At 72.7% G+C, this 13,048-nt stretch carries 12 protein-coding genes; 3 read left to right on the top strand and 9 right to left on the bottom strand.

Annotated elements, in window-relative coordinates:
* The first annotated feature begins 10 nt into the window (after positions 1 to 10).
* A complete protein-coding gene (locus J7F03_RS08490; protein WP_214948036.1) occupies positions 11 to 472 on the top strand; it encodes a MaoC family dehydratase in 462 nt (153 codons plus the stop codon).
* Here the strand turns inward: J7F03_RS08490 and J7F03_RS08485 are convergent.
* The 3 genes from J7F03_RS08485 to J7F03_RS08475 all read right to left on the bottom strand — a co-directional run bounded on the left by J7F03_RS08485 (position 463) and on the right by J7F03_RS08475 (position 2,790).
* Positions 463 to 1,122, bottom strand: coding sequence for a TetR/AcrR family transcriptional regulator (locus J7F03_RS08485; protein WP_214948035.1), 660 nt, complete (start codon positions 1,120 to 1,122; stop codon positions 463 to 465). The genes J7F03_RS08490 and J7F03_RS08485 overlap by 10 nt on opposite strands.
* Before the next feature lie 118 nt (positions 1,123 to 1,240).
* Entirely contained in the window at positions 1,241 to 1,546 is a 306-nt protein-coding gene (locus J7F03_RS08480) for a YiaA/YiaB family inner membrane protein (protein WP_214948034.1), read from the bottom strand.
* A gap of 92 nt (positions 1,547 to 1,638) precedes the next feature.
* Positions 1,639 to 2,790, bottom strand: a complete 1,152-nt coding sequence (locus J7F03_RS08475) for an acyl-CoA dehydrogenase family protein (protein WP_214948033.1) — start codon at positions 2,788 to 2,790, stop codon at positions 1,639 to 1,641.
* A 140-nt stretch (positions 2,791 to 2,930) separates the two neighbouring features.
* Here J7F03_RS08475 and J7F03_RS08470 point away from each other — a divergent pair, with 140 nt between their 5' ends.
* Together J7F03_RS08470 and J7F03_RS08465 are read left to right on the top strand one after the other, a co-directional pair.
* Positions 2,931 to 3,731 (top strand): TetR/AcrR family transcriptional regulator, encoded by an 801-nt coding sequence (locus J7F03_RS08470; protein WP_214948032.1) that lies wholly within the window; start codon positions 2,931 to 2,933, stop codon positions 3,729 to 3,731.
* Positions 3,728 to 4,129, top strand: a complete 402-nt coding sequence (locus J7F03_RS08465) for a hypothetical protein (RefSeq protein WP_214948031.1) — start codon at positions 3,728 to 3,730, stop codon at positions 4,127 to 4,129. Before J7F03_RS08470 ends, J7F03_RS08465 begins: the two co-directional genes overlap by 4 nt.
* On the opposite strand, the gene J7F03_RS08460 is transcribed toward J7F03_RS08465, so the two are convergent.
* From J7F03_RS08460 to J7F03_RS08435, 6 genes are all read right to left on the bottom strand, one after another.
* Positions 4,126 to 5,205, bottom strand: a complete 1,080-nt coding sequence (locus J7F03_RS08460; protein ID WP_214948030.1) for a Zn-dependent alcohol dehydrogenase — start codon at positions 5,203 to 5,205, stop codon at positions 4,126 to 4,128. The genes J7F03_RS08465 and J7F03_RS08460 overlap by 4 nt on opposite strands.
* A gap of 61 nt (positions 5,206 to 5,266) precedes the next feature.
* Positions 5,267 to 6,679: an aldehyde dehydrogenase family protein gene (locus J7F03_RS08455; protein WP_214948029.1), complete on the bottom strand. Its 1,413-nt coding sequence runs from the start codon at positions 6,677 to 6,679 to the stop codon at positions 5,267 to 5,269.
* A gap of 98 nt (positions 6,680 to 6,777) precedes the next feature.
* The gene (locus tag J7F03_RS08450; RefSeq protein WP_214948028.1) at positions 6,778 to 8,271 is read right to left on the bottom strand and encodes a CitMHS family transporter; all 1,494 of its coding nucleotides are present in this window, start codon (positions 8,269 to 8,271) and stop codon (positions 6,778 to 6,780) included.
* 73 nt (positions 8,272 to 8,344) lie between these two features.
* Complete coding sequence (locus J7F03_RS08445; RefSeq protein ID WP_214948027.1) at positions 8,345 to 10,684, bottom strand: molybdopterin oxidoreductase family protein; 2,340 nt, start codon at positions 10,682 to 10,684, stop codon at positions 8,345 to 8,347.
* 221 nt (positions 10,685 to 10,905) lie between these two features.
* Positions 10,906 to 11,526 (bottom strand): TetR/AcrR family transcriptional regulator, encoded by a 621-nt coding sequence (locus J7F03_RS08440; RefSeq protein ID WP_214948327.1) that lies wholly within the window; start codon positions 11,524 to 11,526, stop codon positions 10,906 to 10,908.
* 49 nt (positions 11,527 to 11,575) lie between these two features.
* Entirely contained in the window at positions 11,576 to 12,976 is a 1,401-nt protein-coding gene (locus J7F03_RS08435) for a hypothetical protein (RefSeq protein WP_251071599.1), read from the bottom strand.
* Positions 12,977 to 13,048: the final 72 nt, after the last annotated feature.

Below are 13,048 nucleotides of genomic sequence, written 5' to 3'. Positions count from 1 at the left end.
GGGTACGAGGATGGCCGAGCCGAGGATCTTCACGTCCGCCGAGGAGCTGACCGCCGGGGTCGGCGAGCCGCTCGGCCCCAGCGACTGGCTGGAGGTGGACCAGAAGCGGATCGATCTCTTCGCCGACGCCACCGGCGACCACCAGTGGATCCACGTGGACCCGGAGCGTGCGGCCGGCGGACCCTTCGGCTCGACCATCGCGCACGGATACCTCACGCTGTCCCTGCTGCCGAGCCTGGTGCCGCAGATCATGCGGGTCGAGGGCATGAAGATGGGCATCAACTACGGCGTGAACAAGGTGCGTTTTCCGGCGCCGGTGCCGGTCGGCTCGCGACTGCGCGCGACCGCGCTGATCACGGAGGTCGTGGAAGCGGGCGGCGGCGTACAGGTCTCGGCGACCGTCACGGTCGAGCGCGAGGGCGGCGAGAAGCCGGTGTGTGTCGCGGAGTCGGTGTCCCGCTACTACTTCTGAGCGGCGGTTGCGGCCGCGGCGGCGCCCTCGGGGCGGGCCCCCACCATCCGGAGCACGAGGTCGGCGTAGAGCGCGCCGACCTCGTCCGGCGTGCGGCGGCCGTCCGTGCTGAACCAGCGGGCGACGTCGATGCAGAGCGACAGGACCGCGAGGGTGGTGCCGGGCACGTCCGGGACGTGGAACTCGCCCGCCGCGACGCCCTCGGCGAGGATGCGGCGGATGGCGGCGTCGCTCTGCCGGCGCAGTGCCACGATTTCGGAGCGGTGCTCCGAAGCGAGAGCATCGAGCTCGTACTGCACCACGCGCGCGGTGGTGTGGTGTGCCGCGTGCCAGCGCACGAAGGACCGTACGGCCTCGTCGAGCCGCTCGGCGGCGGTACCGGGACCGGAGGCGGCCGTGTCCAGGATTTCGAGGGCCTTGTCGTGGCCGATCCGGCTGATCCGGTGGAGCAGCTCTTCCTTGGTCTTGTAGTGGATGTAGAGCGCGGCCGGGCTCATCCCGGCCCGGCCCGCGATGTCACGCGTGGTGGTGGCGTGGTACCCGCGCTCCGCGAAGGCCTCGACGGCGGCGACGAGCAGCCGCCGCGCCGCGTCGGGAGTGACTTCCGACCACGGCCGGTAACCGCCGACCGCCTCCTGCGCGCTCTCCATCGCCGGCTCACCTTCTTCGCGCTGCCCTGTCGTGCCCTGGTGGGAAGGAACAGCTTACCGGAGGGTGAGCAAGCGCTTAGCTGTGATGGCCCAGCCGTCAGCGCCGAGACCCAGGCGCTCAGCTGCCCTGTACGTGCTGCTTCGGCGCGAAGGGGTCGTAGTCCACCATCATCTTCTCCATGCGGGCCTGGTCGACGCGGGTGACGATCTGCGTGACCTCCTGCCGGTCGCGGATCACCTTGGCGAGAGTGAAGGCCGACGTGGTCAGGTACAGGACCGCGATGCCGAGGAAGGCGCGCACCCAGCCGTTGGCGTCCAGGTTGTAGATCCCCAGGGCCACGGCGGCCATGGCGATGCCGAAGGAGGCGACGGCCTGGCCGTAGTACGCCCCCGTGTTCTGCTGCTTGACCGGTGTCTCGTTCATGGGTCCAGCTTCGGACGGGACGGGCCGCGGCACATCCGCGCTCGTACTCACGCACGTACTCAGGCGCGCACGCGGGCGGGTGCGGCGCGCCCTCAGAAGGCGGAAACTCCCGTACGGGCGCGGCCGATCAGCAGTTTCTGGATCTGGCTGGTGCCCTCGTACAGGGTCATCACGCGGGCGTCGCGCAGCAGCTTGCCGGCCGGGTACTCGTCGATATACCCGTAACCACCGTGCACCTGGAGGGCGTTGCTCGCGGCGCGGACGGCGGCCTCGGAGGCGAAGAGCTTGGCCGTCGAGGACTCCGTGGCGAAGGGCAGCCCGCGGTCGATGAGATCGGCGACCCGCCAGGTCAGCAGCCGGGCCGCGTCCACGTCCACGGAGATGTCGGCGATCAGCTCCTGGACCAGCTGGTGGTGGGCGATGGGCTTGCCGAACTGCTCGCGCTGGGCGGCGTAGGAGACGGCCGCGTCGAGCGCCGCCTGCGCGATGCCGACACAGCCCGCGGCGACCGACATCCGGCCCTTCGCGAGGGCCGACATGGCGACCGAGAAGCCCTTTCCCTCGGGCCCGATCATCGCGGAGGCGGGCACGCGCACGCCGTCCAGGGCGAGTTCGGCGGTGGCCTGGCCGCGCAGGCCGAGCTTGCCGTGGATCTCACGGCGGGTCAGGCCCGGGGAGTCGGCCGGGACGAGGAAGGCGGAGATTCCGCGGTGGCCGGGCTCGTCGTTCGTGCGGGCGAAGAGGAGGACCACATCGGCCCAGGTGCCGTTGGTGATGAACATCTTGCTGCCGCTGACGACGTACGAGTCCCCCTCGCGCGTGGCGCGGGTGGTGAGGCCGGCGGCGTCGGAGCCGGTGCCGGGCTCGGTGAGCCCGAAGCAGCCGAGCGCGTCGCCGGAGCACAGGCGGGGCAGCCAGGACCGCTTCTGCTCCTCGGTCCCCCAGGCGGCGATGGTCTTGGCGACCAGACCGAGGGAGACCGAGACGATGCCGCGCACGGCGGAGTCGCCGCGGCCGAGCTCTTCCGTGACCAGGACGTAGGAGAGGTGGTCGCCGCCGGAGCCGCCGTACTCCTCGGGGACCGTCAGGCCGAGGAAGCCGACGGCGCCGAGCTTCTTCACGATGGCCCGGTCCACGCTCTCGGCGCGGTCCCACTGGGCGGCGTACGGGGCGATCTCGCGCTCGGTGAACGCGCGGGCGAGATCGCGGACGGCGGACTGCTCCTCGCTGAGCTCCAGATTCACCGGGCACCTCCGGGCGGGATCGGGTCGGACGGGTCGGGCGGCGCCGGACCGGCGGGCGGGGTCCGACGGGCCCCGACGGGCTCCGAGGGGGATTAATTAGCACTGCTAGTTTAAGTGGGGCAGGCCCTACTATGTGGCGCATGGCCAGACCGCGCAAGCCCCTCCTCAGCAGAGACCGCATCATCGAGGCGGCCAGCGCGCTGGTGGACGCGGAGGGGCTGGAGGCCGTCTCCACGCGGCGGCTGGCTGCTGCGCTGGGGGTCAGCGGGCCCTCGCTGTACAACCACTTCCGCACGAAGGACGAGATCCTCGACGCGGTCGCGGACGCGGTGAGCGCGCGGGTCGACCTGTCGATGTTCGAGGCAGGGGGCGGGCGCGGGAGCGGGACCGGCGGCGTCGGTGACGGCGAGGGTGGTAAGGGTGAGAGCCGGGAGTGGCGGGGCCCGCTGCTCGCCTGGGCGCACTCGTACCGGGCCGCCCTGTCCGACCATCCGAACATCGTGCCGGTGCTGGCGCGCGGGCCGGGCCGCAGGCCGGCCGGACTGCGGGTGGCGGATGCCGTCTACGGCGCGATGACCGCCGCCGGCTGGCCGCCGGCGCAGGCGACCCGGATCGGCGCGCTGATGCGGTACTTCATCCTCGGCTCGGCGGTGGCGTCCTTCGCCCGGGGTTTCGTGGACGACGAAACGGCATACGACCCGTCGGACTATCCGCACCTGGGCCAGGCCCACCGGCTGGCCCAGCGGCAGCGCGAGGTGGACGAAGGGGCCTTCGAGACGGGCCTGACGGCGCTCCTCGACGGCCTGGCCATCCAGTACGAGGCGCTGGGGAACCCGATCGAGCCGACGGAACTCACGGAACTGTCGGAATCGGCTGAGCCGACGGAGCCGTCTGAGACGAGGGCACAAGTGGAACCGGAGGAAGCGGAGGAGACCGTGTGACGGACGGCGACACCGAGATGGTCACGGCGGCCCGAGCGGGCAACGCCGAACGCGTACCGGCGCCGCTGGACTCGGGAGCGGGACCCGAACACCATCGGCGCGGACGGCCTGTCCCTCCTGGACGTCGTCGCCACCGAGGGCACCGGGCGGTCTTCGAGGTCCTGCTGCCCCACCACGCGCATCCCTTCGCGGGGGTGCGGCGCGTGGTCGCCGCGCGCATGGCTCCGGCGCACCTCTCCGAGGCCGAGGCCGCGAGGGTGTGGCCGATCCTGCCGGCGTACGTACGGGACTCCGACGCGGTGGTACGCGCCCATGCCTCCTCCGGCCTGGGCGCGCCGAGGGAACGCTCCGCCGACCGGGCCCTCGCGGGCGAGTCCTGGGAGACCACCAGCTCCTAGAAGACCACCAACGAGCGGCCGCCCTTGCCCGCCAGCATCGCGTCGAAGGCGGCCGGGATGCCGTCGAGGGTGATGCGGTCGGTGACGAGGGCGCCGAGGTCGAGGCGGCCCGCGCGGACGTGGGCGGCGATCACCGGGAGGTCGCGGGCGGGGTCGCTGTTGCCGTAGACGCAGCCGGTGAGGGTGCGGGCGAAGTGGAAGATCTCCAGCGCGTGGAAGGTGACCTGCTGCTCCTTGCCGCCGATGCCCACGACCGTCGTACGGCCGCCCCGGCGGGTGGACTCCCAGGCGCCGCGGATGCTCTCGGCCCGCCCGACGCACTCGATCGCGACATCCGCGCCGTGCCCGCCTGTGAGCGCGCGGATGTCCTTGGCCGTGGTCTCGGAGGCGAGCACGAACTCCGTGGCCCCTGCCGCCCGGGCCAGCTCCTCCTTGGCCGGCGAGACGTCCACGGCCACGATCGGGCCCGCCGTCGCGATGCGCGCCGCCTGGAGGGCGGCGAGACCCACGCCGCCGACTCCGAAGACGGCCACCGATTCGCCCGGGCGTACCTGGGCGCTGTGGTGGACGGCTCCGTAGCCGGTGAGGACCGCGCAGCCGAGCAGCGCGGCCTCGGTGAGCGGGATCCCGGCGGGGGCGGGCAGTACGCAGTCGGCCGCGACGACCGTCTCCTCGGCGAAGGCGGCCACGTTGAGCCCGGGGTGCAGCTCGGTTCCCCGGGCGTCATGGGCGTAGACGTCCCCGACCCCGGCGAGCGCCTTGGCGCAGAGCCAGACCTCGCCGATCGAGCAGTGGTGGCACTGCCCGCAGGACGGGGCCCAGTTGAGCACCACCCCGTCGCCGGGCGCGACATGGGTGACCCCTTCCCCGACGGCCAGGACCGTACCCGCGCCCTCGTGGCCGAGGACGGCGGGTACGGGGACCCGCATGGTGCCGTTGGTGAGGGAGAGGTCGGAGTGGCAGACCCCGGCCGCGGCGAGCCGCACCCGGACCTGCCCGGGGCCGGGCTCGGGCAACACGATGTCCCGTATCTCCAGCGGGGCTCCGACGGCGGGCAGGATGGCGGCGCGGACCATGGTCGTCGTCTCCGTGTGTGCGGGGTTGGCGGGAGGGGCGGGGTTGGCGGGAGGGAGCCGGCTAGAACTGCAGGGACTTGGTCTGGAGGTACTCGGCGAGGCCGTGCGGGCCCAGCTCGCGGCCCACGCCCGACTTCTTGTACCCGCCGAAGGGCGCGAGCGGGTTGAAGCGGCCGCCGTTGATGTCCACCTGGCCGGTGTCCATCCGGCGGGCGAAGGCCACGGCCGTCTCCTCGTCCCCCGCCCAGACCGCCCCGCCCAGCCCGTAGTCCGTGCCGTTGGCGATGGCCAGGGCCTCGTCCTGGTCCTCGTAGGCAAGGATCGACAGCACCGGGCCGAAGATCTCCTCCTGGGCGATGGACATCTCGGGCGTGACGTCGGCGAACACGGTCGGGGCGATGAAGTACCCCTGCTCGTGCGGCGCCTCGGGCCCGCCCGCGACGAGGCGCGCGCCCTCCTCCACACCCTTGGTGATGAAGCCGCGCACGCGGTCGCGCTGCTTCTCGCTGACGACCGGGCCGAGGCGGGTGCCCGGGTCGAGGGGGTCGCCGGAGGAGTACTTGGCGGCGGCCGCGGCGGCGAGGGAGACCGCCTCCTCGTACTGGTCCCGGTGGACGAGCATGCGGGTGAGCGCGTTGCAGCTCTGGCCGGCGTTGTTCATGACGTGGCCCACGCCTGCCGCGACGGCCTTGGCCAGGTCGGCGCCGGGCAGGATGACATTGGCCGATTTGCCACCCAGTTCGAGGGCGACCCGCTTGACGGCAGCGCCGGCCGTGGCGCCGATCTGCTTGCCGACGGCGGTGGATCCGGTGAAGGAGACGAGGTCGACTCCCTCGTGCGCGGCCAGGGCCTGGCCGGCGACCGGGCCGGTGCCGGTCACCAGATTGAAGACCCCGGCCGGGATCCCCGCCTCGTGCACGGCTTCGGCGAAGAGCTGTGCGGTCAGCGGGGTGTCCTCGGCGGGCTTGAGGACGATGGTGCAGCCTGCGGCGAGAGCGGGTGCCACCTTGGCAACGATCTGGTGCAGCGGGTAGTTCCAGGGCGTGATCGCCCCGACCACGCCGACCGGCTCCAGCAGCACGGTCGAGTTCCCGATCCGCTCCTCGAAGGCATACGAGGCCCCGAGCTCGGCGAAGGACGAGGCCACCGCGACCGGCGCCCCGACGTGGACCATCTCCGAGAAGCCCAGCGGGGAACCCAGCTCGGCCGTGATGGTCTCGGCCAGCTCGCCCTTGCGGGCTATCAGCACGTCGCGCAGCGCCCCGATCAGGGCGGCCCGCTCGGCCGGAGGCGTGGCCGCCCAGGCCGGGAAGGCCTCGCGGGCCGCGCGTACGGCCGCGTCCACGTCCTGCGCCGTACCGGCCGGGACCGAGGCGATGGGCCGCTCGTCGGCCGGGTTGAGGACCTCGATGCGGTCGCTGCCGAGGGCGGCCCGCCACTCGCCGCCGATGTACATACCGTCATGGGCCTTCATGGCATTCCTCCCGAGTACGCACGAGCGCGTAGACCTGACGTCGCCAACACCCTACAAACTAGCGCCGGTAGTTTTGCGGGCGCCAGGGGCGGAGAGGGTCAGATGATGCCGAAAAGCATCCCTGCCGCCAAGACCACCAGGGAGGTCAGAGCCGCCCATTTCACGGTGAAACGGGTGTGGTCACCGAACTCGACCTTCGCCATGCCGACGAGGACGTAGACGGCCGGAACCAGCGGGCTCGACATGTGCAGGGCCTGGCCGACCAGGGAGGCGCGGGCGATCTCGAGCGGAGACACCCCGTGGGCGGCGCCGGCCTCGGCGAGGACCGGCAGGACGCCGAAGTAGAAGCCGTCGTTGGACATGAAGTAGGTGAGGGACAGGCTCAGCAGGCCGGTGACCAGGGCCATGTGCGGACCCATGCCCTCGGGGATGGCGCCGACGAGCCAGTCGGCCATGTGCTTGACCATGCCGGTGCCGGTGAGGACGCCGGTGAAGACGGCGGCGGCGAAGACCATGCCGGCGACGTTCAGGACGTTGTCGGCGTGGGCGGCGATCCGGGCCTTCTGGTCCGGCATGTGGGGGAAGTTCACGGTCAGGGCGAGGGCGGCGCCGAGGAGGAAGAGCACCGGGATGGGGAGCAGCTCCATGATCATGGCGGTGAGGAGCGCGACGGTGAGGCCCGCGTTGAACCAGTAGAGGCGGGGGCGCAAGGTCGCGCGCCGCGGGTCGAGGCCCTGGAAGCCGTCCTCGTCGGGGGCGCTGCCGGCGTCCGCGCCGTGGGCGTCCGCGCCGTGGGCGTCCGCGCCGTGGGCGTCCGCGCCGGAATCCGCGCCGGCCCCGGCAGACGGGGTGGGCGGGGCGGAGCCCGTGGATCCGGCGGGCGCGGCGGCCGGTGTACGCCTGCCCCCGTCGGCCGCGCCCGAACCGGCGGCGACCACGAGTTCCCCGGCCGGCTCCGCGTCGCCGGGGAGCGTCAGCAGCCCGATGCGGCGGCGCTCCTTGAGGCCGAGGGCGTAGGAGAGGACGAAGACGAAGAGGAGGCCTGCCGCGAGCGCGGGGATCATCGGGACGAAGATGTCGGCGGCGTCCAGCTTGAGGGCGGTGGCGGCGCGGGCCGTGGGGCCGCCCCAGGGCAGGGTGTTCATGACGCCGTTGGCGGTGGCCGCGACTCCGGTCATCACCACCAGGCTCATGCCGAGCCGCTTGTAGAGCGGGTACATGGCCGAGACGGTGATCATGAAGGTGGTCGAGCCGTCCCCGTCGAGCGAGACGATCGCGGCGAGGACGGCCGTACCGACCACGACGCGCATCGGGTCGGCCTTGCAGAAGCGCAGGATGCCGCGCACGACCGGGTCGAAGAGGCCGACGTCGATCATCACCCCGAAGTAGACGATGGCGAACATCAGCATGGCGGCGGTCGGCGCGAGCTTGCCGACCCCGTCGATGACGTAGCCGCCGAGCTGCGCGCCCTGTCCGGCGAACACGCAGAACAGCGCGGGGATGAGGACGAGCGCCGCGATGGGCGACATTTTCTTCAGCATGATCAGGACCAGGAAGGTCGCGATCATGGCGAAGCCGAGGAAGGTCAGCATGGGGGGAACCTAGGCGCCTCCTCCTGGGGCCAACAAGACGTCCACGCGTGAGCAATACGAGCAAAACCCCAGCTCAGGGGATGGGTGTCAGTTCGACGGGGAAACCGTTGAGCACCGCGGTACCGGAGAGCGGATCGAGCCTGGTGCCGTCGAGGAGCTGGTTGACGTTGACCCCGGGCACGGCCGCGGCCACCGAGAGGCGGGTGCCGGCGCGGTCGTGGCCCCAGCCGTGCGGAAGGCTGACGACGCCGGCGCGGACCGCGTCGGTGACCTCGACGGGGACCTCCAGACTGCCGCCGTCCGAGGTGATCTTGGCCAGAGCACCGTCGGCGAGGCCGATCCGGGCGGCGTCGTCCGGGTGGACCTGGAGGGTGCAGCGGTTGGAACCTCCCACGAGGGCCGGGACGTTGTGCAACCAGCTGTTGTTGGACCTCAGGTGGCGGCGGCCCACGAGCACCAGGGCGGCGGGGCGGGCGGTGAGCGCCGCGCGCAGCCTGGGCAGCTCGGCCGCGATCGGCTCCGGCAGCAGCTCGATCCTGCCGCTGCGCGTCTTCAGCAGGCCCGGGAGCCGGGGCCGCAGCGGACCCAGGTCGATGCCGTGCGGGTACGCGCGCAGCCGCTCCAGGCCGAGGCCGGGGCCCAGGCGGGGAGCGAGGCCGGGCGTGCCGTCGGCCGCGCCCGCGCGGGGTTCCGTAGCGGCGTCGGCGGACGCGGCGTCGGCGGCGCCCGGCTGGGCGTCCGCGGGCATGGCGGGTTCCGCGCCGAAGCGGTCCCCGTACGGGCCGAGCCGGAGCATCAGGTCGAGGCGGCGCTCGGGGCCGCGGGCTCCGGCGAGGAGTCCGGCGAGGCGCGCCGGGTCCTGCCCGTGCAGCGGGGAGCGCGGATCGGTGCTCTCCCTGGCGAGGGTGGCCTGGATCGCCAGGTCGTCCACAGCCTCCGGGTCGGCTCCGTGCATGCCGGAGACGGCCAGGACGAGGCGCGCGTGGATCTCGCACTCGTCCATGCGGCCCTCTTCGAGCGGGACGGCGGGTGGCGAGTACCGGACCTGGTTGTGGATGGCGAAGGTGTTGAAGGAGAAATCGAAGTGGGCGCTCTGCGAGGGCGGCGGCGGGGGCAGGACGACGTGCGCGTGGCGTGAGGTCTCGTTCAGGTACGGGTCGACGCTGACCATGAAGTCGAGCCCGGCCAGAGCCGCGTCGAGGCGCCGGCCGTCGGGGGCGGACAGCACCGGGTTCGCCGCGATGGAGACGAGGGCGCGGATCCGCCCTTCCCCCGGGGTCTCGATCTCCTCCGCCAGGGCGGCCATGGGGAGTTCGGCCTTGACCTCGGGGTGGCCGCTGACCCGGCTGTGCCAGCGGCCGAGGCTGAAGCCCTTGCCGGGCCCGGCCGCCCGGGGTGCGCGGTCGGTCGCGGACAGCGGGAACAGTGCCCCGCCCGGCCGGTCGAGATTGCCGGTCAGGATGTTCAGCACGTCGACCAGCCAGTTGGCGAGCGTGCCGTACTCCGTCGTGCTGCTGCCGATCCGCCCGTAGACGGCGGCTGTCGGCGCGGCCGCGAGAGCGCGGGCGAGGTCGCGGATCCCTTCGGCCGGGAGGTCGCAGGCGGGGGCTACGGCCTCAGGAGTGAAACTACCGAGCGCTTCGGTGAGTTCCCCGATCCCTTCGGTGAGTTCCGTGAGCGCTCCGAGGGCTGTCTGCTTCTCGGTGAGCAGCGTGTGGGCGAGGGCCGCGAGCAGCAGCGCGTCGCTGCCGGGGCGCGGAGCGAGGTGGCGGTCGGCGAGTTTGGCGGTGCGGGTGCGGCGCGGGTCGACGACGACGAGGGTCCCGCCCCGGGCGCGCAGCGCCTTGAGCCGGCCGGGGAAGTCGGGGGCGGTGCACAGGGAGCCGTTGGACTCGACGGGGTTGGCCCCGAGGAGCAGCAAGAAGTCGGTGCGGTCCAGGTCCGGGACCGGGATGGCGAGGGGGTCGCCGAAGAGCAGCCCGCTGGAGACGTGTTTGGGCATCTGGTCGAGGGTGCTGGCGGTGAAGAGGTTGCGGGTGCCGAGGGACTTGAGGAGCAGCGTCGGGTAGAGGTGGCCGGCCATGGTGTGGGCGTTCGGGTTGCCGAGGACGACGCCGACCGACTGGACTCCGTACTCCCCTACGAGAGCGGGCACGGCGGCGGCGATGGCTTCGAAGGCCTCCTCCCAGGTGGCCTCCTCGAGCCGTCCGCCACGCCGCACGAGGGGGGTGCGCAGCCGGTCGGGGTCGGCGTCGAGGGCTCCGAAGGCGGCGCCCTTGGGGCAGATGAAGCCGCGGCTGAAGACGTCGTCACGGTCGCCTCGGGCGCCGGTGACCGTGGTGCCTTCGATGGTGAGGGTGAGGCCGCAAGTGGCTTCGCAGAGGGGGCAGATGCGCAGGGCGGTGCGGGGCATGGGCCCTCCAGGGGCTGCAGGCTGCGGCACGGGCGCGCGGGCCGTACGGGCGCCCGGGCGGCACCGAGCATACCGACCGGTAGGGAGGGAGGGGAGGGGTCGGCGGCACCGGACCGCACGAAAGGATGCCCGGCCGGATGCGAAGGGTGCGCCCGGAAAGCGGAAGGCCGAGGGGGAAGTCAGAAGGGCGGAAGGCGGAGGGGTGAGGAGTGAGGGGTGCGTCAGTCCAGGACGCGGGCGAGGTATGCGTGCATCATCGCGCGGGTCTCGGCGACGATGTCGGGGTCGCCGGCCGGATCGTTGCGGAAGGCCAGCTGGATCAGGGCGTCGGTGGCCTCGACGGCGACCAGGACGGCCCGTTCCAGAGCGGCGTCCGGGGTGAGGTCGAGGTGGCCGCCGAGGAGTTCGGTGAGGCGGACGGCAACGAGGTGGTTGGGGTCGGAAGCCGGCCCGTCGGGAGGCGGCGCGGGCACCCCGAAGTCGACGAGGGCGAAGCCGGGTACGTTGCGCTTCATGACGAGGTACTCGTCGAGCACCACGTCCACGACCGGCCGCCAGTGGGTGGCCGGAAGGCCGGCGAGACGTTCCTCGATGGCATCGGCGTAGCTGTCGAGATTGCGGTGGGCGAGGGCGATGGCCATGGCCCGCTTGTTGCCGAAGAACCGGTAGACCGAGCCGATGGGCACGCCGGCGCGCAGGGCGACGGCCCGGGTGCTGAGGTTCTCGTACCCGGTCTCGTCCAGGAGTTCGGCGCAGGCGTCGAGGATCCGGGCGAGCCGGTCGGCGCTGCGCTGCTGGATCGGTGTGCGGCGCAGGGGATGGGCTGGGGACACGGGGTCCATCATGCCGCTCCTCGGTTCACGGGTGGGCGGCGGTACCTCTTCCGTGGCGTCAGTTCAGCAGCAGGCTGAGGCCGCCGACCGTGTAAGTGATCATCAGCGCGAACAGCGGCAGCTGTCCGGCGACGGCCTTCGCGGGCGGGAAGAGGCGTACGGAGCGGTCGTGCGCGGCGATCACTCCGAGCACGTGGCCGGTGACGACGGCGACGACCTGGAGGGCGGCGAGGCCGCCGGGACCCAGTGGTGACAAGGGTTCCGGGGCGTTGTCAGTGCCGAATGCCATGCTTACTGTGCGTGGTCCTTCGGTTACCAGGAGGGAGAAGTAGTGGGCGACGAGATAGCCGAGCGCGATCGGTACGAGTGAGTGCGCGAAGGCGGTCAGCGGGCCGGGGTGCGGGCCGCAGACGAGGCGGGTGGCCGCCGCGCAGAGGCAGTAGAGGGCGGCGACGAGGGCGACGGAGCCGAGGAGTCCGAGGGTGGCCGCGGCGGTGCGGCCGAGGGGGGAGGTCTGGATCGCGTTGATCCACGAGGGGTTGTCGGAGAAGCCGTCGTAGGCGGTGGATCCGAGCAGGACGCAGACGGTGGCGACGAGTCCGGGCCGCTCGGGCGTCGCGTCGAGTCCGTGGAAGGGGTTACGGAGGACAAGGCGGCCGTCGCTGCGGCGGCCGAGGGGGGAGAGCCGGGCCAGAAGCGCGGAGTAGGCCTCGAAGGCGTCTCCGTCGGCGAACCAGCGCTCGCCGAAGCGGGCGGCGAGCAGCAGCTGGACGGTGGCGTAACCGGCCAGAACCGACAGGAGGGTGGTGGTGGAGGCGGGATCGGGAGAGACGAGCTCGAGCCAGGTGAAGGCGAACAGACCGGCGGCGGCGGGCCATTGCCCGACTCGGGCGGGGAGCGGGCGAACCTCCGGGTGCCACAGCCGGGAGAGCGCGCGGTGCAGGGCACGGAGCGGATTGAGGAGGCGCCAGACGGGACCGAGGAGGAGGGAGGCGGGCACGAGGCCCACCCAGAGGAGTACGTAGACGGCGCCGGGAGCGGGGTTGCGGGCGGGGTCGTCGGGACCGAGGAGGAGGTGCAGGAGTACGGCGAGCGCGGCGGCCAGGCCGAGCCCGCGCAGGGCGGTACGGGTGGCCGGCGCGTCGGCCACCCGCTGGAGCCCGGCGGGCAGGGCGATGCCGGAGCGGTCGCCGCGGAAGCGGGAGGCGGACCACAGGAGGCCGAGTGCGAGGAAGGAGACGAAGAGCGCGGTGAAGGCCCCGGCGAACGCGTAGAAGGGAGAGATGGGCAGATCGTGCTGGGATCCGATGCCGTGCGCGAGCAGGGTGAGGGGATCGGCCGGGTGTTGGACCACGCCCTGGCCGTATCCGCCACCGGGCGCCGCGTACGGGGCCGTGCCCGGCGCGAGCGGTGGCACGGCCGGCCAGGCCGGCGGCGGCGCCGTGACGGCCGGGGTCATCGCCGGGCCCTCGGGGCCGGGGCCTCCTGCGGGCGCGGGACCGGGTCCGCAGGGGGGCGTGGGGCCATGAGC

Origin of the sequence: Streptomyces sp. ISL-43 (assembly GCF_018614195.1) — a bacterium.
Classification (GTDB): domain Bacteria; phylum Actinomycetota; class Actinomycetes; order Streptomycetales; family Streptomycetaceae; genus Streptomyces.
The sequence above is the reverse complement of the archived record's forward strand: the minus strand, read 5'-3'. Positions and strand labels throughout refer to the sequence as shown.

Bases quoted from the DNA above. Each gene is read 5' to 3' on its own strand.
- J7F03_RS08445 (WP_214948027.1), bottom strand. From the start codon at position 10,684: ATGCCCCGCACCGCCCTGCGCATCTGCCCCCTCTGCGAAGCCACTTGC.
- J7F03_RS08470 (WP_214948032.1), top strand. From the start codon at position 2,931: ATGGCCAGACCGCGCAAGCCCCTCCTCAGCAGAGACCGCATCATCGAG.
- J7F03_RS08440 (WP_214948327.1), bottom strand. From the start codon at position 11,526: ATGGACCCCGTGTCCCCAGCCCATCCCCTGCGCCGCACACCGATCCAG.
- J7F03_RS08460 (WP_214948030.1), bottom strand. From the start codon at position 5,205: ATGGTCCGCGCCGCCATCCTGCCCGCCGTCGGAGCCCCGCTGGAGATA.
- J7F03_RS08485 (WP_214948035.1), bottom strand. From the start codon at position 1,122: ATGGAGAGCGCGCAGGAGGCGGTCGGCGGTTACCGGCCGTGGTCGGAA.
- J7F03_RS08490 (WP_214948036.1), top strand. From the start codon at position 11: ATGGCCGAGCCGAGGATCTTCACGTCCGCCGAGGAGCTGACCGCCGGG.
- J7F03_RS08455 (WP_214948029.1), bottom strand. From the start codon at position 6,679: ATGAAGGCCCATGACGGTATGTACATCGGCGGCGAGTGGCGGGCCGCC.
- J7F03_RS08480 (WP_214948034.1), bottom strand. From the start codon at position 1,546: ATGAACGAGACACCGGTCAAGCAGCAGAACACGGGGGCGTACTACGGC.
- J7F03_RS08435 (WP_251071599.1), bottom strand. From the start codon at position 12,976: ATGACCCCGGCCGTCACGGCGCCGCCGCCGGCCTGGCCGGCCGTGCCA.
- J7F03_RS08450 (WP_214948028.1), bottom strand. From the start codon at position 8,271: ATGCTGACCTTCCTCGGCTTCGCCATGATCGCGACCTTCCTGGTCCTG.